The following is a 24,269-nucleotide window of genomic DNA, read 5'->3' on the forward strand; positions in this document are numbered from 1 at the left end:
CACATAGGGAGCTACCGGACCGCCGCGACCAGCGGTTCGGGCTGGCGCTGCTTCGGCACGAAAGCGGTCAGGACGAGCCCCAGGAGTGCCGCACCGGCGGCGACCACGAAACTCAGCCGGAACCCGTCCGCGGACGGGACGGAAACCCCGCCGACGGTGATCGCCAGCGACGCGAGCATGGTCGCCATCACCGCGCTGGACGTCGACGTGCCGACGGAACGCATCAGCGAGTTCAACCCGTTCGCGGACGCGGTCTCGGTGACCGGGACCGAGCCCATGATCAGCGCGGGCATGGCCGCGTAGGCGATGCCGACACCGCCACCGATGATGATCGACGCCGTGATCAGCTCGAAGGCGTTGTCCATCAAAACGGTCGCGAAGACGTACCCGGTCGCGATGGTGGTGGCACCGACCATCAGCGTCGTACGCGGGCCGTAGCGCTCGATGAGCCGGGCCGAAACCGGCGACAGCAGGAACATGACGACACCGTTCGGCGCCAGGCAGAGCCCGGCCTGCACCATCGTCAAGCCGAGGCCGTAACCGGTCGACCCGGGCGCCTGCAGCAACTGCGGGAACGACAACGCCATCGAGTACAGCGCGAACCCGATCATGATCGACGCGAGGTTGGTGAACAGCACCGGGCGCCGCGCGGAGACCCGCAGGTCCACGAGCGGATCGCGGCGCCGCAGCTGGTAGACACCCCAGACCAGCAGGATCAGCACCGCGATCCCGGCGAAGCCGAGGGTGCGGCCGCTGCCCCAGCCCCATTCGCCGCCCTTGACGATCGGCAGCAGCAGGCAGACGAGCCCGGCTGTCAGCCCCACGGCTCCGAGGTAGTCGAACGGCGCCGGTGTCTTCACCGGCGACTCCGGCACCACGAACAGGATCAGCAGGCCACAGACGAGCCCGAGCCCCGCCGACGCCCAGAAGAGGACGTGCCAGTCGGCGTTCTGCGCGACCAGCGCCGACACCGGAAGTCCGATGGCGCCGCCGACGCCGAGCGTCGAACTCATCACCGAGATCGCGGCACCGACCCGTTCCGGCGCGAGTTCGTCGCGCATGATGCTGATCCCCAGCGGGATCGCGCCCATCGCGCAGCCCTGCAGCCCCCGGCCGACGACCATCAGCGCGAGCGAGCTGGTCAGCGCGGACACCACCGAACCGGCGACCAGGAAACCCAGGCTGATCAGCAGCAACCGGCGTTTACCGTAGAGATCGCCGAGCCTGCCGCTCACCGGCATCACCACGGCTCCGGCGACCAGGGTCACCGTCACCACCCACGACGCGTCAGACGGGGTCGCGTTGAGCAGCCGGGGAAACGCTGGAATGAGCGGGACGACGAGCGTCTGCATGAACGAGGCCACCAAACCGCAGGTGGCGAGCACGACGACGAAGACCCGGGGCGAAGGTGCCCGTCCGACCGGTTTCACCGTGCGCATCCCATGATCCGACCTTACACAGCACCACCCTCCTGAGTGAACGCTTCACCGACGGGATCACAACCAGGTGCGAACCCCACCATGTCCGGAACAAGTACCGCGGCGATTCTGGCTGTAGCTATAGGAACCGTCTTTGCAGAGGGCTGTCGCGCCGTCGGCGGCTCCGGGCCCTGTCGCCGGCCGATGGACACAGACACCATCGGTGTTGCGGTAGTAGTCGCTTCCGCACGCCGCCGGATTCGGCGCCTTCGCCGTGGGTGTCGTCTTCGGCCGTGCTTGCGACGGTGTCGGATCGGCCTGCTTCGGCACCGCGACCGCGGTCGTGGTCGTGGTCGTGGTCGGCGGCACGAACTGCTGCGGTGCCGGCGTGTCCGTGGTCGTCGGTGCTGCCCAGCTAGTGGTCGGCGTCGGTGATGTTGACGACGTTGACGCCGTCGTCGTTGTCGACGCCGAACTGCTCTGCGTCGTGACCCGCCCGGCGGGCACGGTCTCCACACCGCAGCCTCCGGCGACCAGAAGTCCGATCGCCAGTGCCATGCCCAGCTTCGTTGCTCTCTTCGGCATAACGGCCTCCCCAGCACTTGGTAGTGCCGCGTAGTCGGGAGATCGTTCGCCGGTGTTACTTCCGGCTGGAGGGTCAGTCGACCATCGTGCCGCAACTGATATTCAGCGCTGTCGCCGTCATGCTGCGTGCATGGTCCGACGCGGCGAAGGCGGCCACACGGGCGACGTCTTCCAGTGACGCCGTCCGCTTGAGCATCGTCGCGTCGACCATGTCACGGATCGCCTCGTCGAGTCCGGCGCCCGCCGGGATCGTCTCCGGAATACCGCCGGTACGCAGGGTCACGACACGGATGCCGTGCGGTCCGAGCTCGCACGCCAACCCTCGCCGCAACGCTTCCATCGCGCTGAACGCGACTTGCAACCCGCCGAGGTGGTAGCCAGGCAACGGATCGCCGTCGCCGCCGAACATCAGGATCACCCCGGACCCCTGCCCGATCATGTGCCGGGCGGCCGCCCGCGCGGTCAGGAAGTTCGTCTGAACCGCCGTGCGGACCGGGCTTTCGAAGTCCGCCAACGACATTTCGACCAGTGGGGTGCCCTGGACGTCGTTGTGCGTGATCACGTTCATCGAGATGTCGACGCTGCCCGCCGAAGAAGCCACCGAAGCGGCGTGCTCGTCGATGGCCGCTTCGTCGAGCGCGTCGAACTCCGCCGTTTCGACTTTCCCGCCCGCCGACCGGATTTCGTCGGCCAGCGCGTCGAGCTTCTTCAACGTGCGGCCGACGAGGTGGACTGTCGCGCCCTCCCTGGCGAATCCGCGAGCCACCGCGCTCCCGATTCCGCCCGCCGCCCCGTAGATGATCGCGTTCCTGCCTTCGAGCAACATCTGATCCTCCTTATTTCCCGTCCAGCGTGATGAGTCCTTCGGGCATTCCTTCCAAGTGGACATCGGCCCACAGCGGGAGCCAGCTGTCGATCTCGTGGAACCGGCGCAGTTCCGCCAAACCGCTGAGCCAGCCCATCCAGGCACCGTAGGGCGGCTTCTCGTCGGAGAATCCACTTTGGACGAAAGTCAGCTTCGTGCCACCATCGGAGTCCTCGAGTTCCCAGGAGGCCACGACGCCGTCTTGGTACGCGAGCGACATCCTGGAACCGGGCACCAGGTCGACGATCTTCGCCGGATCCGGATCCTGTTCAAGCGAGCCCATCGCCCACCGGCCGCCGACATGAGGCTCCGCCTCTATCCGGGCGCCGAACCAGCGGGTGAACACGGCGGGGTCGGCGATCGAGGCGTAGACCTCGCCGCGCGGCGCGTCGATCCGCACTTCTTCGCTCATCAGCGGGGAAGTGAGGTCGCAGCGGGCGGTGAGCGGGCGTCCCTCGACGTGATCGACGAGGTTCGCGACGGACAGCGCCCAGAACGTGTACAGCATTCCGGGCGGCGAGTCCGGGTCGGCGAGCATCGCGTCATAGTCCGGCAGACCGGTCTGACTGAGCGACAAGGAGGTCTCGTCCCCCTCTTCCGTCAGCGCGATCTCGACGACGGTCTCCGTCCCGCCGACGGTCCAACCGAACCGCAGGACGTGATTCTCGGCCGCCAGCAAGCGCTGACGCGGAACGTCCCCGTCCGGTGTGTAGCGGCCCCAGAACTCGTACCGGGACGGCAAGTCGACTTCCGCGTGCTCGGAAAGCCACGTCCGCAGTGCCGCGGGATCGAGCAGCGCGTGCCAGACCTCGTCGATCGGCGCGCGCACGCTCACTCGGAATCTCGTCGGTTCAGTCACGTGCCTCTCCCTTCGGGTAACAGGCCACGGCGAGCTTGAAGGCGTCACCTTCCGCTCCGCCGTAGCGGGTGAACAGATCCTGCAAAGTCGTCTTCAGTTCGTCGAGGAACTCCTGGCGGCGCTCCGGCTCCACCCGGATCTCGCCGGAGACGCCGATCGACGGCAGTTCCGGTGCGGCCCTGTCGAGCGCGGCCACGTCCGACTGAACCTCTTCCATGAGGTCGATCAGATAGCCGAGGCTCAGTTCGTCCCGCGCCGCCCGCGGGCCGATCCGGCCCACCAGCCCGGGCGACAGCCAGTACGAACGCGCGCTCGCCTGATACACGCCCTCACTGACGGCGCGCACCTTCCGCTCGGACACCTGCTTCACGAGCCCGGCTTCCACCAGGCGTTTCACGTGGTAATAGACCCGCTGCGGCGTCTGGTCCAGCACCGCCGCCACCTCGGTGCAGGATCGCGGCTCCGCCAGTTGCCGCAGAACGTCCACCCTCTGAGGCTTCAGCAACGCCTCTGCCTGCTCGAGCCGCTCCAGGTACTCCACATCCTTCACGGCGCCACATCCTCGATCACAAAAATGAGTTTGAACGTAAAAATCCATTTTGTCAATCGAGCCGGATCGCGCTACTCTCGTCGTGTGGCGATCCTGCGGCGGTACGCGGCGGACATCGCGGTCACCGTGGCGGTGATCGCGGGCTCTGTCGCGGCTTCACTCGGCGACAGCGCCGAGGCGCCGCGCAACGCGGCCGTCGGCTGGGTCTGCGTGGTACTCGCTTGTGCCGCGTTGTTCCTGCGCCGCCGGTATCCGCTCCCCGTCACGATCTTCACCGCGGTCTGCTGCGCGATCTACTACCCGCAGACCGATCCGGACGGGTTCGTCCTGCTCGCGTTCGCCTTCGCGCTGTACAACAACGCCTCGACAGGGCGGATCCGCAGCGCGGCGGTCGTCGCGGCGGCTTCGCTGGGCGGTGTCGCGATCGGCGAGTCACAGGCCGGCGCCACACGGCAGGTGGACAACTTCGCCTTCCTGCTGATGGCGGGCTGGTTCATCGCGCTGGTCGCGGTCGGAGCCGTGACGTACTACCGCCGCGAAGCCGAGCGCACCAAGGAGGCCGAGGCACAGCGAAGGGCCTCGGACGAACGGCTCCGGATCGCGCGCGAACTGCACGACGCCCTCGGCCACCACCTCGCGCTCATCAACGTCCAGGCGGGTGCGGCGCTGCACGGCAAGGATCCGGCGAAATCCGAGGAAGCCCTGGCCACGATCAAACAGACCAGCAAGGAGGCGTTGCGTGAACTCCGCGCCACACTGGGAATGTTGCGGCAGGCGGATACGCCGAGCCTGGCGAGGGTCGCCGAACTCGCCGAGTCGGCGGGCGCGCACGGGCTGACCGTCCGGACAGAGATCGATGGCACGGCCAAGGATCTGCCGCCCGACGTCGAGCACGCCGCCTTCCGCGTCGTCCAGGAGGCGCTGACCAACGTCGCGCGCCACGCCGCCGCGAGCACCGTCGTGGTGCGGATCGGCTACACGCACCATGATGTGTCCGTGCAGATCGACGACAACGGCCGGGGAGGCACGGCGGAGCCCGGCAACGGGATCCGCGGGATGACCGAACGGGCCGAGGCACTCGGTGGCGAACTCACCGCGGCCGCCCGCGAAGACGGCGGCTTTCGCGTGCACGCCCGGCTTCCCTTGCGGGTGAAGAAATGATCCGGGTCCTGCTCGTCGACGACCAGCGGCTGGTCCGCGCCGGGTTCAAGTCCATCTTGGACGGTGAGCACGACATCACCGTGGTCGCCGAGGCGGCGAATGGGCGTGAATCCCTCGAAGCCGCGCACGAACACAAACCCGACGTCGTCCTGATGGACATCCGGATGCCGGTGATGGACGGGCTCACCGCGACCCGGCATCTGCTCGAAGATCCGGCGCTGACCGGGATCAAGGTCGTCATCCTCACCACCTTCGACCTCGACGAGGACGTTTACGGCGCGTTGCGCGCGGGCGCCAGCGGGTTCCTGGTCAAGGACACCGAACCGGAGGAACTGATCCACGGTGTCCGGGTGGTCGCCCGGGGCGACGCGCTGCTCGCGCCGTCGATCACCCGCCGCCTGATCTCCGAATTCGCGGGCCGGGTGGCGCGGCCCGCGCCCTCGCCCACCCTGAACCGGCTCACCGAACGCGAACGTGAGGTGATGAGCCTCGTCGCGGCCGGTCTGTCCAACGACGAAATCGCGAAGGAACTCGTGCTCAGCCCAGCGACGGCGAAGACGCACGTCAGCCGCATCATGACCAAAGTGGACGTCCGCGATCGCGCGCAACTCGTCGTACTCGCCTACGAATCGGGCATGGTCACCCCTCGCTGGTTGACCCCGTGACCACAACCCCAGTAGTACGGGAAACGCCTTAGGGGTATCCAGAAGTTGTGGCCGGAGTGCCCGCCGCAGCCCGACGATCCGCGGCCCCGGAACGCCGATGCTTTCCGGCATGGACACCATCACACCTTCCGAGAGCCGGCCCGGGAGCCGGCCAGAGGGGCAGCCTGGGGGCGGCCTCTCGAAGCTGGCGGGCTGGTCGCAGCGCCACCGCTGGCTCGCCGTTTCGCTTTGGCTGCTCACCCTCATCGGCGTCACGCTGGGTTCACAGCTGGCCGGAAGCGCCTACCACGACGACCATTCGTTGCCGGGCACCGAATCCCAGCAGATCATGGACCTGTTCAAGACACAGGCGCCCACGCAGACCGGTGCGACCGCCGAGATCGTCTTCAAGACCGCCAGCGGCCTCGCGACCGCACGCGGGCCGATCGACTCGATGCTCGCCGAAGTCCGTACCCATCCCCATGTGAAGGCGGTGACGAGCCCCTTCGACAACCCGTCCGCGGTCTCCCGCGAGGGCACGATCGGGTACGCCGCGATCGCTTTCGACCTGGAGTCGAAGGATCTGCCGTACGACGACATCGTGCGCGTCGTCGACACCGCGAAGAAGGCGGAGTCTGCCGGGCTTCAGGTCGAACTCGGTGGCGAGCCGATCAAGCGGACCAGCGGGGGCGGTGGCCCGTCGGAAGGTGCCGGGTTGCTGGCCGCGCTGGTGGTCCTCGTCTTCCTGTTCCGTTCGATCCTCGCCGCGGGGCTCCCGGTGATCGCGGCGATCTTCGCCGTCGGCAGCACGCTCGGCGTGATCGTGCTGGTCAGCAGGTTCGTCGACATCGCGAGTTACACGGTGCCGCTGATGATGCTGGTCGGATTCGGTGTCGGCGTGGACTACGCGCTGCTCATCTTTTCCCGGTATCGCAGCGAAATCCTGGGCGGTCTCGACCGGGAACGGGCGGTGCGGCGGGCACTCGACACCGCAGGGCGATCGGTGCTGTTCGCCGGTGGCACGGTGATCATCGCGCTGCTCGGCCTGCTCGCGCTCGGCCTCGGTTCGCTGCGCGGTGTCGCTCTCGCGGTGGCGTTGACCGTTCTCGTGACGATGCTCGCGTCGGTCACCCTGCTGCCCGCGCTGCTCTCCCTTTTCGGCCGCCGCCTGGAAAAGGGCATTCGCAAGCACGCCACGAAACGGGAACACGGCAGGACCTGGGGCAAGCTCGGGGACGCGGTCCAGCGACGACCGATGGTGCCGCTGGCGATCGGATTGCTCGTCCTCATCGGACTCTCCCTGCCCGCTCTCGGCATGCGTCTCGGATTCGCCGACGCCGGCACGGACCCCGGGACCTCGACCACCCGCCAGGCCTACGACCTGATGACCGAAGGCTTCGGCCCCGGGTTCAGCGAGCCGCTGATCGTGGTCGCCGAAAACGGCGACGGCGCCGCCCTGCGAGGGAAACTCGAAGCCACCCCCGGCATCGCCGAGGTGACGCCGCCGATGGGGCAGGGTGTCACGACCGTCCTCGCCTTCCCGACGTCGTCGCCGCAGGACGAAGCGACCGCCGATCTGGTGGAACGGCTCAGGACAGAGGTGTTGCCGACTCTGCCCGGCAAGTACCTGGTCGGCGGGAGTGTCGCGGCCGCGGTGGACTTCGCGGACGCCGTCGGCGACCGGCTGCCGCTGTTCGTGCTGGTGGTCGTCGGGTTGTCGGCGTTGCTGCTGATGGTCGTGTTCCGCTCGATCCTGATCCCGCTGAAGGCGGCCGCGCTGAACCTGCTGAGCATCGGCGCCGCGCTCGGCGTGATGACGGCGGTGTTCGGCGACGGCCTGTTCGGGGCGCAGCCGGGACCGATCGAGGCGTTCGTGCCGGTGCTGATCTTCGCGATCGTGTTCGGGCTTTCCATGGACTACGAGGTGTTCCTGGTGTCCCGGATGCACGAGGAATGGCGGCGCACCGGCGACGCGCGCCACGCCGTCCGCGAGGGGCTCGCCTCCACCGGCGGGGTGATCACGGCCGCGGCGGTGATCATGATCCTGGTGTTCGGCGCGTTCCTGCTCAACCCCGATCGGATGCTGGCGCAGTTCGGTCTCGGGCTGGCGGTGGCTGTGCTGGTGGACGCGTTCGTGATCCGCTGTCTCGTGGTGCCCGCGGTGATGCGGCTGCTCGGGGAACGCGCTTGGTGGCTGCCGCGATGGCTGGACCGACGGCTGCCGCACGTGGCCCTGGAACCGTCGTCCCGCTAGACCCCCGAACGCTATGAAAGGTCCTTTCCTTGCAAATTTCGCAAGGAAAGGACCTTTCATAGCACGCTAAAGCGGGCGAAGCGGCTTACTCGTAGATCTCGCCCTTCGCGGCCTTCTCGACCAGCGAAGCGGGCGGGGTGAAGTGGTCGCCGTAGCGCTCGGCCAGCTGACGCGAGCGGTCGACGAAGCCCTGCAGGCCACCCTCGTACTGGTTGATGTACTGGATGACACCACCGGTCCACGCCGGGAAGCCGATGCCGAAGATCGAGCCGATGTTGGCGTCGGCGATGGTGGTGAGCACACCCTCGTCGAAGCACTTCACGGTCTCGAGCGCCTCGGCGAACAGCATCCGCTCCTTGAGGTCCTCGAACGGGACATCGGCGCTGCCCGACTTGAACGCGTCGCGCAGGCCCGGCCACAGACCGGTCCGCTTGCCCGCCTCGTCGTAGTCGTAGAAGCCCGAGCCCGTGGAGCGGCCCTTGCGGTCGTGCTCGTCGAGCATCTTGTCGATGACGGCCTCGGACGCGTGCGGCGTCCAGGTGCCGCCGGCCGCCTCGATCGCTTCGCGGGTCTCCTTGCGGATCTTGCGCGGCAGCGTCAGGGTCAGCTCGTCCATCAGCTGCAGCGGCGGGGCCGGGTACCCGGCCTGCGCACCGGCCTGCTCGATCGACGCCGGCTCGACACCCTCGCCCAGCGCGGCGACGGCCTCGTTGATGAAGGTGCCGATGACGCGCGAGGTGAAGAAGCCGCGGCTGTCGTTGACGACGATCGGGGTCTTCTTGATCTGCAGGGTGTAGTCGAAGACCTTCGCCAGCGTGGCGGGCGAGGTCTTCTCACCGCAGATGATCTCGACCAGCGGCATCTTGTCCACCGGCGAGAAGAAGTGGATCCCGATGAAGTCCTCGGTCCGCTGCACGCCCTCGGCCAGCGAGGTGATCGGCAGGGTCGAGGTGTTGGAACCGAGCACCGCGTCGGGGTTGACGAAGCCCTCGATCTCCTTGAACACCTTGTGCTTCAGCTCGACGCTCTCGAAGACGGCCTCGATCACGAAGTCGACGCCGGCGAAGTCCTCCGCCTTGTCGGTCGGCTTGATCTTGGCGAGCAGCGCGTCGGAGCGCTCCTGCGTGGTCTTGCCGCGGGAGAGAGCCTTCTCCTCCAGCTTGACCGCGTAGCCCTTGCCCTTTTCGGCGCCTTCGAGCGTGACGTCCTTGAGCACGACGTCGATACCGGCCTTCGCCGAGACGTACGCGATCGCGGCGCCCATCATGCCCGCGCCGACGACGCCGACCTTCTTGGCCGTGTACTTCTCGAAGCCGTCCGGCCGCGAACCGCCGGAGTTGATGCTCTGCAGGTCGAAGAAGAACGCCTTCGTCATGTTCTTCGAGACCTGGCCGGTCGCGAGGCTGATGAAGTAGCGGGTCTCGACGGTGATCGCGGTGTCGAAGTCGACGGTCGAACCCTCGATGGCCGCGGCCAGGATCGCGCGCGGGGCGGGCATGTTCGCGCCCTTGATCTGCTTGCGCAGGTTCGCCGGGAACGCGGGCAGGTTCGCCGCGAAGCTCGGGTTCGACGGGGTGCCGCCCGGGATCTTGTAGCCCTTGACGTCCCACGGCTGCACGCCGCCCTCGGGGTTGGCCTTGATCCACGCCTTCGCGGCCGGGACCAGTTCCTCGACGGTGCCGACGAGCTCGTGCACGAGGCCGAGTTCCTTGGCCTTGGCCGGGCGATGCCGCTGGCCCTGGAGCAGCACGTTCAGCAGCGCGCTCTGGATGCCCAGCAGGCGTACGGTGCGGACCACGCCACCGCCGCCGGGGAGCAGGCCGAGGGTGACCTCGGGGAGACCGATCTGGCTGCCCTTGACGTCGGCCGCGATGCGGTAATGCGTCGCGAGCGCGATTTCGAGGCCGCCGCCGAGCGCGGCGCCGTTGATGGCGGCCACGACCGGCTTGCCCAGCTGCTCGAGCCGGCGCATCTGGCCCTTCATCAGGCCACTGCTCTCGGTGATCTCGGCCGCGTTCTCGGGCTTGGCCTTGATCAGGTCGTTGAGGTCGCCACCGGCGAAGAAGGTCTTCTTGGCCGAGGTGAGGACGACACCGGTGATGCTGTCCTTCTCCGCCTCCAGGCGGTCCACGACCACGCCGAGCGACTCGCGGAAGTCGGCGTTCATCGTGTTGGCGGACTGCTTCGGGTCGTCCAGGGTCAGCACGACGATGCCGTCGGCGTCCTGCTCCCAGCGGATGGTCTTCGCTTCAGTCATTGTCTCTTCCTCAGACCCGCTCGATGATGGTCGCGACGCCCATGCCGCCGCCGATGCACAGGGTGACCAGGGCGCGGCGCGCCTGACGACGCTCCAGCTCGTCGACGACGGTGCCGACCAGCATCGCGCCGGTGGCGCCCAGCGGGTGCCCCATGGCGATGGCGCCGCCGTTGACGTTGACCTTCTCCTCGTCGAGGTGCAGGTCCTTGATCCACTTGAGGACGACCGAGGCGAAGGCCTCGTTCAGCTCCCACAGGTCGATGTCGTCGGGGGTGAGGCCGGCGATCTTGAGGACCTTCTCGGTGGCCGGGGTCGGGCCGGTGAGCATGATCGTGGGCTCGGAGCCGACGGTCGCGGTGGCCACGATGCGGGCGCGCGGGGTCAGGCCGAAGTCCTTGCCGATCTGCTCGTTGCCGACCAGCACCACCGCGGCGCCGTCCACGATGCCGGACGAGTTGCCGCCGGTGTGGATGTGGTTGATGCGCTCGACCGAGTGGTACTTCTGCAGCGCGACAGCGTCGAAGCCGCCCAGCTCACCGATGCCGGCGAAGGCGGGCTTGAGCTTGCCGAGGCTTTCGACGGTGCTACCGGGGCGACGGTGCTCGTCGTGGTCCAGGATCGTGACGCCGTTGATGTCCTTCACCGGGACGACGGACTTCGCGAAGTAGCCGCCGGACCAGGCCGCTTCGGCCTTCTCCTGCGAGCGGACGGCCCACGCGTCGACGTCCTCGCGGGAGAAGCCCTCGATGGTCGCGATCAGGTCGGCGCCGGTGCCCTGCGGGACGATGTAGTTGTCGTACGCGGTGGCGGGGTCCATGAACAGCGCGCCGCCGTCGGAGCCCATCGGCACGCGTGACATCGACTCGACGCCACCGGCGATGATCAGCTGGTCCCAGCCGGAGCGCACCTTCTGCGCGGCGGTGTTGGTGGCTTCGAGGCCGGAGGCGCAGAAGCGGTTCAGCTGTACGCCGGCGACCGTTTCGGGAAGGCCCGCGTTCAGCGCGGCGGTGCGCGCGATCACGGCGCCCTGCTCGCCGACCGGGGACACCACGCCGAGGACGATGTCGTCGATCACGGCGGGGTCGAGGTTCGGGTGCCGGACCTTCAGTTCCTCGATGAGGCCGACCACGAGATCGACCGGCTTGGTGCCGTGGAGGGCACCGCCCTTGTTCTTGCCGCGAGGCGTACGGATCGCCTCGTAGATGTAGGCCTCGCTACTCACAGAAAAACTCCTCCGCGTACGGCGCTGTATCAAGGATGAACACAGCCGGATCGTACCGGCCAGTAGCCATGCTAATGGTCATTAACATAAACCGCGATAACCCCATGGTGTCAATGGGTTGCGATGCACGCAACCGACGCTATCGTGTGTTCACCTATGGATCACCCGACCGAGCGTTCAGCCCGACCGCGCGACCGCAAGGCCCAGCTGGCCGGCATCGCCGCGGAGCTGTTTCGCGCCCGCGGGTTCCACGGCGTCGGCATCAACGACATCGCCGCGGCGGCGGGCATCACCGGGCCCGCGCTGTACCGGCATTTCTCGGACAAACAGGCGGTGCTGTCCTACGTCGTGCTGTCCGGCATCGACGACATGGAGACGGCCACCCTCGAGACGCTCTCGGACCTCGACACCCCGGTTCCCGCCCAGGTCAAGGCCCTGTTGGACACCCTCGCCGCGCAGGCCGTGGAGCGGCGCGAGGTCGCCGCGCTGTGGCGCTGGGAGGGCAGGCATCTACCCCGGGAGGGACGGCGGGAGATCCGCCGCCGGTCGAGCGCGGTCCTCGCGGCGTGGTCCAAAGCGCTACTCGCGCTGCGTCCCGAACTGACCGCCGACGACGCCGAGCTGCTGTGCTGGGCGGGGCTGAGCGTCTTCGGCAGCGTGTCCGTCCATCACACGTCCGTGGCGAAGAAACGCTTCGCGCAGATCCTGGTGCAGCTGGCGGAGTCGGTGCTGCATGTCACACTGCCCGAGCCCCTGGAGCCCGCGGACGAGACGCCGTCGATCGCGCTCGGCGAGCCGTCCCGCCGCGAGCAGATCCTCGCGGCCGCGACAGAGCTCTTCGGGCAGCGCGGCTTCCGCGCGGTGAGCATGGAGGAGATCGGCGCGGCGGCCGGGATCGCCGGGCCCAGCGTGTACCGGCACTTCCCCAGCAAGGCCGCGCTGATGGTGGCGATCGGACATCGAGCGGCCGACAGGCTGGCGCTCGCGGCGGAACGCGCGCTGCGGACCGAAGACGCACGCGACGCGCTGCGCAGGCTGGCAGCGTCCTATGTCCACACCCTGCTGCACACGCCCGAGCTGCTGGTGTCCTTTTCCGGCAGCCCCATGGAGCTGCCGGAACGCGACAAGGCGGACCTGCTCCGGGTCCAGCGGGACTACGTCGCGCGCTGGATCGCGCTGACTTCGGACGTCCGCCCAGAACTGAGCCTGCGCGAAGTGAAGATCACCGTGCACGCGGCGCTGACCATCGCGAACGACCTCGCGCGCACCCGCCGGGTCAACGGCCGGGCCGGCATCGAAGCCGAGCTGACGGCGCTGATGCACGCGGTCCTGAAAGTCAGCTCTCAGTAAACTCGCGTGTCCCGCAAAGGCCCGCGGTGCACGATATGCGCGTGCCCACGAAACGCGGCCTGCATCTGGTGACCAAGGAAGAAGACCACAAGGTCACCACGCTGGAGCTCTTCTTCGATTTGGTCTTCGTCTACGCCATCACCCAGACCACGCAACTGATGGCCGATCACCTCACCCCGCTCGGCATCGGGCAGGGGGTGGCCATGATCGCCGTGCTGTGGTGGTGCTGGTGCGCCTACGCCTGGCTGGCCAACACCCTCCACGTGGACCGGGGCAGCACCCAGCTGGTGATGTTCGCCGCGATGGGGACGATGTTCCTGGTCTCACTGACCATTCCCGAGGCGTTCACCGACCTGCCTGGCGGCCTGTACGCGCCGCTGATGTTCGTCGGCTGCTACTTCGTCGTGCGGCTGCTGCACCTGACCGCGTACATCGGCGCCGCCCGGACCGATCCGGAGCTGCGCAAGGTCGTCCTGAAGATGTTCGTCGGCCTGCTGCCGAGTGTCGCACTACTGACGGCCGCGGCGTTCTTCACCGGCTGGGTCCAGCTCGGCATCTGGGCGGTCGCGATGCTGGCCGACTACGTCAACGTCTTCCGGACCCGGTCCTCGGACTGGCGGCTGCACCAGCCCGGTCACTTCGCCGAGCGGTTCGGGCTGATCGTGATCATCGCGCTCGGCGAGTCGATCGTGGCGATCGGCATCGGGATCAGCTCGTATCCGATGTCGTGGCCGATCACGCTGGCCGCCGTCTTCGGGCTCGTGCTGGCGTCGGCGATGTGGTGGATGTATTTCGCCGTCGTCGCGCACGTCTCCGAGCGCAACCTGAAGCTCGCGGAGGGCGTGGAGCGGGTGCAGATCGGGACGGACACCTACACGTTCCTGCACCTCCCGCTGATCGCCGGGATCGTGCTCGTGGCCCTGGGCCTGAAGAAGTCGCTGCTGTACGTCTCCGACACCGAGCACCACAGCCTCTCCGACGGCCTGCACGGGACGCCGATCTGGGCGCTGACCGGCGGGCTCGCGCTCTATCTGATCGCGTTGAGCGGGCTGCGGCGGCGGAACCTGGGCGCGTGGAACGTGCGACGGCTGGTGCTCGCGATCGTCCTGCTGGCGGCGACGCCGCTGCTCGAACTGGTGCCTGCGGTCGTGCTCGTGGGGATCGTGGCGACGGCGGTGCTGGGGCTGGTGTTGTTCGAGAGGCGCAAGGTCGTGAGTAATCCGGACCTGCACGACCACCCAAATCACTCACGAGCGTGACGTTCGCCTCCCCCCTGGTGGCGCATCGGCCCCGAGGGAGTTAACCTACTCACGAGTAGGTAAGCGAGGCAGGGAGACTCACCGTGGGTGCGCCTAGGAAACGAGACGCGATGGGCCTTGGCCTGTCCGCGCTCACCCGGCTGGCCGGGAGCAAGGTCATTGAACGGGCCGGACTTCGGAAGCCCGTGCAGAACCTGGTCAGTGCCGGGACGCGCAACGGCTTCCGGGTCGCGGGCGCGGCGGGACGGACGTTCAAGTCCGCACAGAAGCTCGGCAAGCCCGCGCGGCTCGCGCCGGCCGAGGACACGGGACTGTTCGACCTCACCCCGAGTGAGGACCAGCAGCTCATCGTCGAGACCGTGACGGAGTTCGCGGCCGAACAGCTGCGGCCCGCCGCGGCCGACGCCGACGCCAAGCTCCAGGCCCCCGAAGGCCTGCTGAGCCGCGCCGCCGAACTCGGCATCACGCTCGTCGGCATCCCCGAGGAGCTGGGCGGCATCGGCACCGAGCGGTCGGTCGTCACGAACGCGCTGGTCGCCGAGGCCCTCGCGCACGGCGACCTCGGCCTGGCCGTCGCTGTGCTCGCGCCGTCCGCGGTCAGCACCGCGCTGGTGGCCTACGGCGACGAGCAGCAGCAGGCGGACTACCTGCCCGCGTTCGTCGGCGAGAACGTCCCGGCCGCGGCGCTCGCGCTGCAGGAACGCACGGCGTTGTTCGATCCGTTCAAGCCGGCCACCAAGGCCCGCCGCACGCCGAAGGGCTACCAGCTCGACGGCGTGAAGTCGCTGGTCCCGCGCGCCGCGGACGCCGAACTGTTCATCGTCTCGGCAGACCTCGAAGGTCGCGGCCCGGCGCTGTTCCTCGTGGAATCGTCGAACTCCGGCGTCACCATCGAGACCGAACCGGCGATGGGCCTGCGCGGCGCGGCGACCGGGAAGCTGCACCTGGAGAAGGTCGCCCTGCCCGCCGGAGCACTGCTCGGCGGCGGCAAGGCCGAGGTCTTCACCGAGGTCGTCCGGCTCTCGCGGCTCGGCTGGGCCGCGCTGGCCGCCGGTACCGCGAAGGCCGTCCTCGACTACGTGGTGCCTTACGTCAACGAGCGCAAGGCGTTCGGCGAACCGGTGAGCCACCGGCAGGCCGTCGCGTTCTCGGTGGCCGACATCGCCATCGAGCTGGAAGGACTGCGGCTGGTCGCGCTCCGCGCCGCCGCCCGCGCCGAACAGGGCAAGCCGTACGCCCGCGAGGTCGCGCTGGCCCGGAAACTGGCCACCGACAAGGGAATGCAGATCGGCAGCGCCGGTGTGCAGTTGCTCGGCGGGCACGGGTTCGTCAAGGAGCACCCGGTCGAACGCTGGTACCGCGACCTCCGTGCCATCGGCGTGATGGAAGGCGCCGTCCTTCTTTAGGTCGTGCCCTGCAAGTCATGTCCGCGGTCTTCGCGCCCATGCGGCCCCTGACGGCACGGGCGGTCCAGCCGAGTACGACCCCGGTACGAGGCTGAACCGCCCGCACCGCCAGGAACCACCTGGATCACGAAGCCCATCGAACGGACTCACAGGACACGACCTAGGACTTTCGAAAGGCAATCATGATCAACCTTGAGGTTCCGAAGCAGGCCGGCGCCCTGGTCAACCAGGCGTACCAGGCCGCGGCCGAGGTGTTCCGGCCGATCTCGCGCAAGTACGACCGCGCCGAGCACACCTATCCGGCCGAACTCGACATGTTCGCCGCGTTGCTGGACGGGCTGAACTCCTCCGGCGAGGGCGGCGCGGGCGCGGCGGGCGTCCGCCGGTCCGAGAAGAACGAGAAACCGGGCAACCGCAACGGTTCCAACCTCAACATCGTGCTCGGCACGATCGAGATGTGCTGGGGCGACGTCGGTTTGCTGCTGTCCATGCCGCGCCAGGGGCTCGGCAACGCCGCCATCGGCTCGGTCGCCACGGACGAACAGCTCAAGAAGTTCTCCGGGCTGTGGGCCGCGATGGCGATCACCGAACCGGACTGCGGTTCGGACTCGGCCGCGATCACCGCCACCGCGCGCCTGGACGGCGACGAGTACGTGATCAACGGCGAGAAGATCTTCGTGACCGCCGGCGAGCGCGCCGACGCCGTCGTCGTCTGGGCCACTCTGGACAAGACGAAGGGCCGCGCGGCGATCAAGTCGTTCGTCGTCGAGAAGGGCACGCCCGGCTTCGAGGTGGTGCGCGTCGAGCACAAACTCGGCATCCGCGCCTCCGACACCGCCGTGCTGCGCTTCGAGAACGTCCGCGTGCCCAAGGAGAACCTCCTCGGCACGCCGGAGATCGACACCGCCAAGGGTTTCGCCGGGGTCATGCAGACCTTCGACAACACCCGTCCGCTGGTCGCCGCCATGGCCATCGGCGTCGCCCGCGCGGCGTTGGAGGAGACCCGGAAGATCCTCGCCGACGCCGGCGTGACGATCGACTACGACAAGCCCGTCCACAGCCAGCACGCGGCCGCCGCGACCTTCCTGCAGCTGGAAGCCGACTACGAGGCGGCGTACCTGCTGACCATGGAATCGGCGTGGATGGCCGACAACCGCAAGCCGAACTCGCTGCAGGCTTCGATGGCCAAGGCGAAGGCGGGCCGGTCGGTCGTCGAGATCACGCTGAAGTGTGTCGAGCTGGCCGGAACCCTGGGCTATACCGAGGAATCGCTGCTGGAGAAGTGGAGCCGGGACGCGAAGATCCTCGATATTTTCGAGGGGACACAGCAGATCCAGCAGCTGATCGTGGCTCGCCGGATCCTGGGCAAGACGTCGGCCGAGCTCAAGTAGCGCCGAAAGTGCCATGAAGGGGCCCGTGCAGCTGCACGGGCCCCTTTTTTGTTTATTCCCAACAGACTCCGCCAGTACGACAACACCATCAAGTGAACCTCCGCCGCGGCCGAACGGAGGTAGTCTCGTAGCTTTCCCTGCCCGCGAAGGCCGGAGTCGCGATGAGGCTCGCCGCTCGACAGCTGTCCCCTGCCGCACGCTGGTGCCTCATCGTCCTCGGCATCACGGCCTGCTACTTCGCGGCGGGCCAGATCGGCATCCAATGGGCGATCGTGCGGGGGCAGATCTCGCCGCTGTGGCCGGCGGCCGGGGTCGCGCTGGCGGTGCCGATGCTGCTGGGGCCGCGGTTCTGGCCGGGGATCTTCCTCGGCGCCCTCCTGACGAACATCACCCTCGGGCCCTCGCTGCCCACGGTCCTGGCGATCTCGTCGGGGAACACGATCGGCCCGCTGCTGGCCTACGCGGTGATGCGGCGGCTGGGTTTCCGCAACCAGCTCGACAGGCTTCCCGACGCCGTCCTCCTGGTGGCGGTCGGGGCGGCCGGGGGCACGGCCGTCAGTGCCGGACTGGGCACCGGCATGCTGGTCCTCGACGGCGCGTTGAGCCCGGGTGACTTCTGGGACACGGCGCTCGTGTGGTGGACAGGCGACGCGATGGGCGTCCTGACGATCACGCCGCTGCTGCTCCTGGCGCCGAGGTTCCGCCTGCCGGCACAGGTTTCCCTCGCCCGTTGGGGTGAGGCGGTGGCGCTCGCGTTCTGCGGCCTCGGCACGGCGATCCTCGCGGCCGCCACCACGTCGAAGCTGTTCTTGGTCTTCCCGGTGCTCGTCTGGGCGGCTTTGCGCTTCCGCCAGGCCGGGGCGATGCTGTGCTCCCTGTGCGTCTGCACCTTCACGATCTACGCCGCCGTACACGGGCACGGCCCCTACGGCACCTACGAGCTGGCCGCCCGGATGCTGCACGTACAGGCCTTCGACGCCACTGTCGGGTTGACGGCGCTGGCGTTGTCCACGATCGTCCTGCAACGCGACCGCGCGACCGCCGAAATCACCGACGCCTGGCGCCAGATCACCGAAATGGTCGACCTCATCGAGCCACGCCAGTCCTTGCGCAGCGCGATGACGACCCAGCGCGAGCCGGAGGACGACGAACTCGCCGGCTGAGGCTCAGGCGGCCTGATCGTCGAGGAAACGGTCGAGGTAGCGCCAAGTGGTCCCGCGCGCCTTCCGGCCGGTGAGGACGCCCAGGTGCCCGCCGGGCGCGGTCTCGAAGGTCACCGACGGCGAGTTGTCCAGCAGGTCGGTGAGCCGTTCGACGGCCGCGCGCGGGGCGATCGTGTCGTTCTGCCCGGCGATGATCAGGGTCGGCACCTTGACCCCGGACAGCGCGATGATGCGGCCGTTGAGGTCGACAGTGCCCTCCGCGAGGTCGTTCGCGCGGAAGAACCGGTGGTAGATCTGGCCGAACGTCCGCCCGGGGTAGGCGATCATGTTGTCCATGAAGTGGTCGACGGCCTCGATCTGCGCCAGGTAGTCCCGGTCATCGAGATTCTTCAGGATCGCGAGGGGTTTGGTGATCTCCTTGCTGATCCCGGTCGCGCGGAAGACGCGGCTGACCAAATAGGACGGTGCGCCGCCGAGCACGCGGTAGATCGGGGTCAGCAGGTGGCCGCCGGTGAGGTCCACCAGCGGGCGGAACGGGGCGATCAGCGGGATCGCGGTGAAGTCGAACGGCGACGCGATGGTCGCGATCGACTCGATCGGCAGATCGGGCTGGTCGGCGGAGGTGAGCAGGGAGAAGATCCCGCCGAGGCACCAGGCGATGACGTGCACGCCCTGGCCGCCGGAGTCCTCGCTGACCTTGCGGATCGCGCGCGGGAGAACCTCTTCGATCCAGTGCTCGATGCCGAGGCGCCGGTCCGAGAAGGCGACGTTCCCGTAGTCGACCAGGTAGGTGTTGCGGCCGCCTTCGACCAGGTGCTCGGCGAGGCTGCAGCCGCGGCGCAGGTCGAAGCACAGCGCGGGCGCGGCCAGCGGCGGCACCAGCAGCACCGGCGGGCCGGACTCCGGGCCTTTGCCGTTCGTCAGCCGGTACACCGACCGGTTGGGACCCTGGTCGATCAGGACACGCGGAACGGGGCGGAGATCGGCGACACCACCGTGCAGCACCTTCCCGACGACGTTCGACGCGGCGGCGGCGAGCCGTGCCGGGGGTGTGGCCATGAGGTGCCTCCTGAGGAATCAACGCGGTAAGACGTAATCTTGCCGCCTGGGGGCGCACGACTCAACACCACGGCCGTCACAGGCCGTCCATTTCGGACAGTGGCTAGGCCGTCCGAGTTAAGTATCCGCGTTCTTTTCCGCCGCCGGGGCACTACGCGCGGCACGCGACTCGTACTCGGCGCGAGCGCTGGAATGCGTTGCGGAGGACAAAATCTTGTCGCCGCCGAGTGCGCGAAGCAGGCCTTCACCGAGGCGGCGCGGAAGCAGCCGTGTGATCCTGCCCATGGCGTCCAGCGATGCGGGAACGAAGACGTCGAACTTGGGACGGCGCAACGCATCGACAATGGCCTGCGCCACATCTTCGGGCTGCACCGACTTGAAGAACTTCGCCTCGCCGAGCCCGCTGGCCAGTTCCGTGCGCACCACCGCGGGCATCACGCAGGACACCAGCACGCCCGTTCCGTGCAGTTCCAGATGCACCGATTCCGACAGGCCGACGACGGCGTGCTTGGTGGCGCAGTAGGTGGCGGCGCCGGGGAAGCCGGACTTGCCCGCCATCGAGGCGATGTTGACGATGTGGCCGGTGCCACGCGGGCGCATCCGTTTCACGGCTTGCCTGGTGCCGTGGATGACCGCGTGCAGGTTGATCTCGAGGAGCCGCCGGGTCGCCGCGTCCTCCTCTTCTTCGAGCGGCGCGAGCGGCATGATGCCCGCGTTGTTGATCAGCACGTCGATCGGGCCGACGCGCCGCTCGACCTCGTCGAGGAACTCGGTGAAGCCCTTCGTGTCGGTGACGTCGAGCGGCAGCGCCTCCGCGCCCAGTTCGGCCGCGGTCTTCTCGGCGAGGACCTGGTCCAGGTCGCCGATGACCACCTTGGCGCCGAGCCGGGACAGCGCCGTCGCGGTACTGGCGCCGATGCCCTGCGCCGCTCCGGTGATCACGACGACCTTGCCTGCCAGGGAACGTTCACGCTTGGCCACGGGGGCCTCCTCTGCGACTTCGCTGTCCGGGGCACTGTTGGCGATGTGTCAACTATGGTGCACCCGTAGCCGCGAGGACGCCAGCCCTACGGCCGCTGTTCGAACACCTGCCCGATCCAGCCCTTGACGTCGAACTGCTCTGTCGGCTTGAAGCCCTGGCTTTCGTAGTACCGCTGCAGGTCGCCGTCGCCGCCGGCCCAGCAGTCGACCCGCACCAGCCCGATCCCGCGTTCCCGCGCCTCGGCCAGCGCGAACTCGATGAGCCGCGAGCCGACCCGGTGCCCGGTGAACCTGCGCGAGGTCAGCAGCAGGCCGAGGTAGATCTCCGGCTCGTCGACCGGCGAGACGTGCGGAAAGCGGTCGCCGAGGACGATCGCCCCGGCCGCCTCGCCGCCCACCTCGCCGATGTACAGCCCCGGCCCGTCGGCCATCCCGCGGACCCGCTCGATCCGCTTCGGGATCGTGGACCACGGCTCGGTCCCCCACTGGCCCGCGCTGCCCCGTCCGGCCAGCCACGCGACGGCCTCGTCGAACATGTCCAGCAAGGTTTGGAAGTCCCCGGAACCACCCTGGCGGATGATGAAGTCGCTCATGCTTCCGTTCTACAACATCGCGTGATCAGAGCCGTAACTCACGTGACCAGAGCCGTGACTCACGTGACCAGAGCCGTGACGGCCCCGATCACACGAGTCACGGCTTCAAGCACGGTCAGGCGACGCCGAGGTGCCGCGCGATCAGCATCCGCTGCACCTCCGAGGTCCCCTCACCGATCTCCAGGATCTTCGCGTCCCGGTAGAAGCGGCTCACCGGGAACTCGTTCATGAAGCCGTACCCGCCGAAGATCTGCGTCGCGTCGCGCGAGTTGTCCATGGCGGCGTTCGACGCCACGAGCTTCGCGATCGATGCCTCCTTCTTGAACGGTTCGCCGCGCAGCATCTTCGACGCCGCCGCGTAGTACGCGAGCCGCGCGGTGTGCGTGCGCACCTCCATGTCGGCGATCTTGAACTGGATCGCCTGGTACTCGCCGATCTTGCGCCCGAAGGCCTCGCGTTCCTTGACGTACTTGAGGCATTCGTCGACACAGCCCTGCGCGAGCCCGACGCTCAGCGCGGCGATCGCGACCCGGCCTTCGTCCAAAATGGACAGGAACTGGGCGTAGCCGCGGCCGCGTTCGCCGACCAGGTTCTCGGCCGGGACGCGGACGTCGTCGAACGAAAGTTCGTGCGTGTCCGAGCAGTTCCAGCCGACCTTGGAGTACTTCGGCGCCACGGCGAAGCCCGGGGTGCCGGACGGGACGATGATCGCCGAGATCTCCTTGCGCCCGTTCTCCTTCACGTCGGTGACGGCGGTGACCGTGACCAGTTTCGTGATGTCGGTACCGGAGTTGGTGATGAACGATTTGCTGCCGTTGATCACCCAGGTGTCGCCGTCGAGTTTCGCGCGCGTGCGGGTGGCGCCGGCGTCCGAGCCGCCGCCGGGTTCGGTGAGCCCGAAGGCGCCGAGAGCGGTTCCGGCACACAACTCCGGGAGCCACTTCTCCTTCTGTTCCTCGGTTCCGAACCGGTAGATCGGCATGGCGCCGAGGGAAACCCCGGCCTCGACGGTGATCGCGACCGAGGAGTCGACGCGCGCGAGCTCTTCCAGCGTCAGGCAGAGCGCGAAGTAGTCGCCGCCCATGCCGCCGTATTCCTCGGGGAACGGCAGGCCGAACAGGCCCATGTCGGCCATCTTCGCGACGATTTCGTACGGGAACTCCTCCCGTTCGTACAGGTCGCCGATGACCGGGGCGACCTCGGAGCGCGCGAATTCCTCGACCGTCTTCCGCAGCGCCTCGTACTCGTCATCCAGCCGAAAGTCGATCATTGGCCATCCTTTTGGGGTGTCACAACGGCTACTGTTTCGTCCAGCGCGACCTGTTGGCCCGCCCGGACGGGGAGTTCACTGACCACGCCGTCGATCGGCGCGGTGATCGTGTGCTCCATCTTCATCGCCTCGACGACCACGAGCGGCGTCCCGGCGCTCACGACGTCGCCCGCGGCGACCTTGACCACGAGCACGGTCCCGGGCATCGGGCTGGTCACCGGTCCGGCGCCGCCCGCGGCACCGGCGGCCGAGCGCAGCCTTTCGCGCTCGCCGATCGCGAAGCTGTGACCGTCACGCGCGAGCCACACGGTCTTCCCGCTGCCGGCCGCGTGCCGGTAGCGGTGGAAACCGGTGGGATGCCGGACTTCCAGCAGGTCACCCTCGCGCCGCGCGGAAACCCGCACGGCCTCGGCGCCGTCAACACTGACGAGCGCGTTCGCCGGAGTGCCCTGCACGCGCACGACGGCCTCGGAACTTCCCGACTTCAGGGCGAAATCGATCCCGCCCGACGCGCCGAGCCGCCAGCCGTCGGGAACGTCCCACGGATCGACGACGGATCCTTGCGGCTGCAAGGAAAGCAGCCTGTCCAGCGCGGCGGCCACGAAGAACTCCGACGGCACTTCTTCGGAGACCAAAGTGGACAGTTGCCTGTCGACGAGGCCGGTGTCGAGCTTGCCGTCACGGACGTCACTGTCGGCGAGAAGCCCGCGCAGGAAGGCGACGTTCGTGCCGAGACCGAGCAAAGCGGTGTCGGCGAGCGCCAGATCCAGCCGGTGCAGCGCGGCCGCGCGGTCCGGCCCCCAGGCGATGACCTTGGCCAGCATCGGGTCGTAGTTCGACCCGATGACCGCGCCCTCGCTCATCCACGAGTCGACGCGGACACCCTCGCCGGACGGTTCGTGGACCGCGAGCACGGTCCCGCCCGTCGGGATGAATCCGCGAGCGGGATCTTCGGCGTAGACACGGGCTTCGACGGCGTGACCGTTCAGCCGGACGTCCTCCTGCGCGACGGTGAGCACGTCACCGGCGGCGATCTTGACCTGCCACTCGACGAGGTCGAGGCCGGTCACCAGTTCGGTCACCGGATGCTCGACCTGCAGGCGGGTGTTCATCTCCATGAAGAAGAACTCGTCCGGCGCCTTGGCCGACACGATGAACTCGACCGTCCCCGCGCCGACATAGCCCACCGAGCGTGCGGCCTCGACAGCGGACGCGCCCATCTTCGCGCGCGTGGCTTCGTCGAGGAGAACGGACGGCGCCTCTTCGATGATCTTCTGGTGCCGCCGCTGCAGGCTGCATTCGCGCTCACCGAGGTGGATCACGTTGCCGTGGGTGTCGGCGAGCACCTGGATCTCGATATGGCGCGGTGTCGTGACGAACCGCTCCATGAGCAGCGTGTCGTCACCGAAGGAACCCTTGGCCTCCCGGCGGGCGGATTCGATGGCGGGGTCCAATTCGGACAGTTCGGTGACGAGCCGCATCCCCTTGCCGCCACCACCGGCGGACGGCTTGAGCAGCAGCGGGAAGCCGACCTTCTCCGCGGCGTCGGCGAAACCGCCTTCGGGAATGTCCACATCGGACGCACCGGGCACCACCGGGACGCCCGCCTTGGACACCGTCGCCTTGGCGCGGATCTTGTCGCCCATGGCGTCGATCGCCTCGACCGGCGGGCCGATGAAGACCAGCCCGGCCTCGGCGCAGGCACGGGCGAATTCCGCGTTCTCCGCGAGGAAGCCGTAGCCCGGGTGGACCGCTTGCGCGCCCGTGTCGAGCGCCGCCTGGACGATCGCCGGAATGGACAGATAGCTTTTCGCCGCTTCGGCGGGGCCGATGCGGACAGCCGTATGCGCCTCGCGGACGTGCCGGGCGTCGGCGTCCGCGTCGCTGTAGACCGCGACCGAGCGGATGCCGAGCCCCTGCAGCGAACGGATCACGCGGACGGCGATCTCACCGCGGTTGGCGACCAGAACCGTGTCGAACAT

General features: G+C 68.3%; 20 protein-coding genes. 8 read left to right on the plus strand and 12 right to left on the minus strand.

Annotation, left to right across the window (positions count from 1 at the left end; genetic code table 11):
* Nucleotides 1-11 precede the first annotated feature (11 nt).
* The 5 genes from ACZ6YV_RS07880 to ACZ6YV_RS07900 form a co-directional block, all read right to left on the minus strand.
* Nucleotides 12-1,439 (minus strand): MFS transporter, encoded by a 1,428-nt coding sequence (locus ACZ6YV_RS07880; RefSeq protein WP_465508906.1) that lies wholly within the window; start codon nt 1,437-1,439, stop codon nt 12-14.
* Between the two features lie 57 nt (nt 1,440-1,496).
* The gene (locus ACZ6YV_RS07885; protein WP_465508907.1) at nt 1,497-2,003 is read right to left on the minus strand and encodes a DUF3761 domain-containing protein; all 507 of its coding nucleotides are present in this window, start codon (nt 2,001-2,003) and stop codon (nt 1,497-1,499) included.
* A gap of 73 nt (nt 2,004-2,076) precedes the next feature.
* Nucleotides 2,077-2,829 carry an SDR family NAD(P)-dependent oxidoreductase gene (locus ACZ6YV_RS07890; RefSeq protein ID WP_465508908.1) on the minus strand — a complete coding sequence of 251 codons (753 nt, stop codon included), beginning with the start codon at nt 2,827-2,829 and terminating at the stop codon, nt 2,077-2,079.
* A 10-nt stretch (nt 2,830-2,839) separates the two neighbouring features.
* A complete protein-coding gene (locus tag ACZ6YV_RS07895; protein WP_465508909.1) occupies nt 2,840-3,727 on the minus strand; it encodes an SRPBCC domain-containing protein in 888 nt (295 codons plus the stop codon).
* Complete coding sequence (locus ACZ6YV_RS07900; RefSeq protein WP_378239935.1) at nt 3,720-4,277, minus strand: helix-turn-helix domain-containing protein; 558 nt, start codon at nt 4,275-4,277, stop codon at nt 3,720-3,722. The genes ACZ6YV_RS07895 and ACZ6YV_RS07900 overlap by 8 nt, the downstream gene beginning before the upstream one ends.
* 84 nt (nt 4,278-4,361) lie before the next feature.
* Between ACZ6YV_RS07900 and ACZ6YV_RS07905 the strand changes: the two genes are divergently transcribed.
* The 3 genes from ACZ6YV_RS07905 to ACZ6YV_RS07915 all read left to right on the plus strand — a co-directional run bounded on the left by ACZ6YV_RS07905 (nt 4,362) and on the right by ACZ6YV_RS07915 (nt 8,336).
* Nucleotides 4,362-5,438 carry a sensor histidine kinase gene (locus ACZ6YV_RS07905; protein ID WP_465508910.1) on the plus strand — a complete coding sequence of 359 codons (1,077 nt, stop codon included), beginning with the start codon at nt 4,362-4,364 and terminating at the stop codon, nt 5,436-5,438.
* The gene (locus ACZ6YV_RS07910; RefSeq protein ID WP_465508911.1) at nt 5,435-6,103 is read left to right on the plus strand and encodes a response regulator; all 669 of its coding nucleotides are present in this window, start codon (nt 5,435-5,437) and stop codon (nt 6,101-6,103) included. Before ACZ6YV_RS07905 ends, ACZ6YV_RS07910 begins: the two co-directional genes overlap by 4 nt.
* 109 nt (nt 6,104-6,212) lie before the next feature.
* A complete protein-coding gene (locus ACZ6YV_RS07915; RefSeq protein WP_465508912.1) occupies nt 6,213-8,336 on the plus strand; it encodes an MMPL family transporter in 2,124 nt (707 codons plus the stop codon).
* Between the two features lie 85 nt (nt 8,337-8,421).
* Here ACZ6YV_RS07915 and ACZ6YV_RS07920 read toward each other — a convergent pair whose 3' ends face one another.
* Both ACZ6YV_RS07920 and ACZ6YV_RS07925 read right to left on the minus strand, forming a co-directional pair.
* Nucleotides 8,422-10,593 carry a 3-hydroxyacyl-CoA dehydrogenase NAD-binding domain-containing protein gene (locus tag ACZ6YV_RS07920; RefSeq protein WP_465508913.1) on the minus strand — a complete coding sequence of 724 codons (2,172 nt, stop codon included), beginning with the start codon at nt 10,591-10,593 and terminating at the stop codon, nt 8,422-8,424.
* Between the two features lie 10 nt (nt 10,594-10,603).
* Nucleotides 10,604-11,815, minus strand: coding sequence for an acetyl-CoA C-acetyltransferase (locus ACZ6YV_RS07925; protein WP_378239929.1), 1,212 nt, complete (start codon nt 11,813-11,815; stop codon nt 10,604-10,606).
* 156 nt (nt 11,816-11,971) lie between these two features.
* Between ACZ6YV_RS07925 and ACZ6YV_RS07930 the strand changes: the two genes are divergently transcribed.
* The 5 genes from ACZ6YV_RS07930 (at nt 11,972) to ACZ6YV_RS07950 (ending at nt 18,384) form a co-directional block, all read left to right on the plus strand.
* On the plus strand, nt 11,972-13,165 hold the full coding sequence (locus tag ACZ6YV_RS07930; protein ID WP_465508914.1) for a TetR/AcrR family transcriptional regulator: 1,194 nt from the start codon (nt 11,972-11,974) through the stop codon (nt 13,163-13,165).
* 35 nt (nt 13,166-13,200) lie between these two features.
* A complete protein-coding gene (locus ACZ6YV_RS07935; RefSeq protein WP_465508915.1) occupies nt 13,201-14,424 on the plus strand; it encodes a low temperature requirement protein A in 1,224 nt (407 codons plus the stop codon).
* Between the two features lie 110 nt (nt 14,425-14,534).
* A complete protein-coding gene (locus ACZ6YV_RS07940) occupies nt 14,535-15,830 on the plus strand; it encodes an acyl-CoA dehydrogenase family protein (RefSeq protein ID WP_465508916.1) in 1,296 nt (431 codons plus the stop codon).
* Nucleotides 15,831-16,012: 182 nt separating this feature from the next.
* A complete protein-coding gene (locus ACZ6YV_RS07945) occupies nt 16,013-17,221 on the plus strand; it encodes an acyl-CoA dehydrogenase family protein (protein WP_465508917.1) in 1,209 nt (402 codons plus the stop codon).
* A 161-nt stretch (nt 17,222-17,382) separates the two neighbouring features.
* Nucleotides 17,383-18,384 carry an MASE1 domain-containing protein gene (locus tag ACZ6YV_RS07950; RefSeq protein ID WP_465508918.1) on the plus strand — a complete coding sequence of 334 codons (1,002 nt, stop codon included), beginning with the start codon at nt 17,383-17,385 and terminating at the stop codon, nt 18,382-18,384.
* Between the two features lie 3 nt (nt 18,385-18,387).
* Here the strand turns inward: ACZ6YV_RS07950 and ACZ6YV_RS07955 are convergent, their stop codons facing one another.
* The 5 genes from ACZ6YV_RS07955 to ACZ6YV_RS07975 all read right to left on the minus strand — a co-directional run bounded on the left by ACZ6YV_RS07955 (nt 18,388) and on the right by ACZ6YV_RS07975 (nt 24,269).
* The gene (locus ACZ6YV_RS07955) at nt 18,388-19,443 is read right to left on the minus strand and encodes an alpha/beta fold hydrolase (RefSeq protein WP_465508919.1); all 1,056 of its coding nucleotides are present in this window, start codon (nt 19,441-19,443) and stop codon (nt 18,388-18,390) included.
* A gap of 117 nt (nt 19,444-19,560) precedes the next feature.
* The gene (locus ACZ6YV_RS07960; protein ID WP_465508920.1) at nt 19,561-20,424 is read right to left on the minus strand and encodes an SDR family oxidoreductase; all 864 of its coding nucleotides are present in this window, start codon (nt 20,422-20,424) and stop codon (nt 19,561-19,563) included.
* 86 nt (nt 20,425-20,510) lie between these two features.
* Nucleotides 20,511-21,017 (minus strand): GNAT family N-acetyltransferase, encoded by a 507-nt coding sequence (locus tag ACZ6YV_RS07965; RefSeq protein WP_465508921.1) that lies wholly within the window; start codon nt 21,015-21,017, stop codon nt 20,511-20,513.
* Between the two features lie 115 nt (nt 21,018-21,132).
* Complete coding sequence (locus ACZ6YV_RS07970; RefSeq protein WP_465508922.1) at nt 21,133-22,287, minus strand: acyl-CoA dehydrogenase family protein; 1,155 nt, start codon at nt 22,285-22,287, stop codon at nt 21,133-21,135.
* The gene (locus ACZ6YV_RS07975; protein WP_465508923.1) at nt 22,284-24,269 is read right to left on the minus strand and encodes an acetyl/propionyl/methylcrotonyl-CoA carboxylase subunit alpha; all 1,986 of its coding nucleotides are present in this window, start codon (nt 24,267-24,269) and stop codon (nt 22,284-22,286) included. The genes ACZ6YV_RS07970 and ACZ6YV_RS07975 overlap by 4 nt, the downstream gene beginning before the upstream one ends.

It is taken from the genome of Amycolatopsis sp. NPDC102522 (genome assembly GCF_055584485.1).

What these genes read in the sequence shown, in the direction of transcription:
- ACZ6YV_RS07940 (WP_465508916.1), top strand. Translation starts at nt 14,535, where the DNA reads ATGGGCCTTGGCCTGTCCGCGCTCACCCGGCTGGCCGGGAGCAAGGTC.
- ACZ6YV_RS07935 (WP_465508915.1), top strand. Translation starts at nt 13,201, where the DNA reads ATGCGCGTGCCCACGAAACGCGGCCTGCATCTGGTGACCAAGGAAGAA.
- ACZ6YV_RS07885 (WP_465508907.1), bottom strand. Translation starts at nt 2,003, where the DNA reads ATGCCGAAGAGAGCAACGAAGCTGGGCATGGCACTGGCGATCGGACTT.
- ACZ6YV_RS07890 (WP_465508908.1), bottom strand. Translation starts at nt 2,829, where the DNA reads ATGTTGCTCGAAGGCAGGAACGCGATCATCTACGGGGCGGCGGGCGGA.
- ACZ6YV_RS07945 (WP_465508917.1), top strand. Translation starts at nt 16,013, where the DNA reads ATGATCAACCTTGAGGTTCCGAAGCAGGCCGGCGCCCTGGTCAACCAG.
- ACZ6YV_RS07955 (WP_465508919.1), bottom strand. Translation starts at nt 19,443, where the DNA reads ATGGCCACACCCCCGGCACGGCTCGCCGCCGCCGCGTCGAACGTCGTC.
- ACZ6YV_RS07915 (WP_465508912.1), top strand. Translation starts at nt 6,213, where the DNA reads ATGGACACCATCACACCTTCCGAGAGCCGGCCCGGGAGCCGGCCAGAG.
- ACZ6YV_RS07975 (WP_465508923.1), bottom strand. Translation starts at nt 24,269, where the DNA reads ATGTTCGACACGGTTCTGGTCGCCAACCGCGGTGAGATCGCCGTCCGC.
- ACZ6YV_RS07910 (WP_465508911.1), top strand. Translation starts at nt 5,435, where the DNA reads ATGATCCGGGTCCTGCTCGTCGACGACCAGCGGCTGGTCCGCGCCGGG.
- ACZ6YV_RS07930 (WP_465508914.1), top strand. Translation starts at nt 11,972, where the DNA reads ATGGATCACCCGACCGAGCGTTCAGCCCGACCGCGCGACCGCAAGGCC.
- ACZ6YV_RS07880 (WP_465508906.1), bottom strand. Translation starts at nt 1,439, where the DNA reads ATGCGCACGGTGAAACCGGTCGGACGGGCACCTTCGCCCCGGGTCTTC.
- ACZ6YV_RS07965 (WP_465508921.1), bottom strand. Translation starts at nt 21,017, where the DNA reads ATGAGCGACTTCATCATCCGCCAGGGTGGTTCCGGGGACTTCCAAACC.
- ACZ6YV_RS07950 (WP_465508918.1), top strand. Translation starts at nt 17,383, where the DNA reads ATGAGGCTCGCCGCTCGACAGCTGTCCCCTGCCGCACGCTGGTGCCTC.
- ACZ6YV_RS07970 (WP_465508922.1), bottom strand. Translation starts at nt 22,287, where the DNA reads ATGATCGACTTTCGGCTGGATGACGAGTACGAGGCGCTGCGGAAGACG.
- ACZ6YV_RS07920 (WP_465508913.1), bottom strand. Translation starts at nt 10,593, where the DNA reads ATGACTGAAGCGAAGACCATCCGCTGGGAGCAGGACGCCGACGGCATC.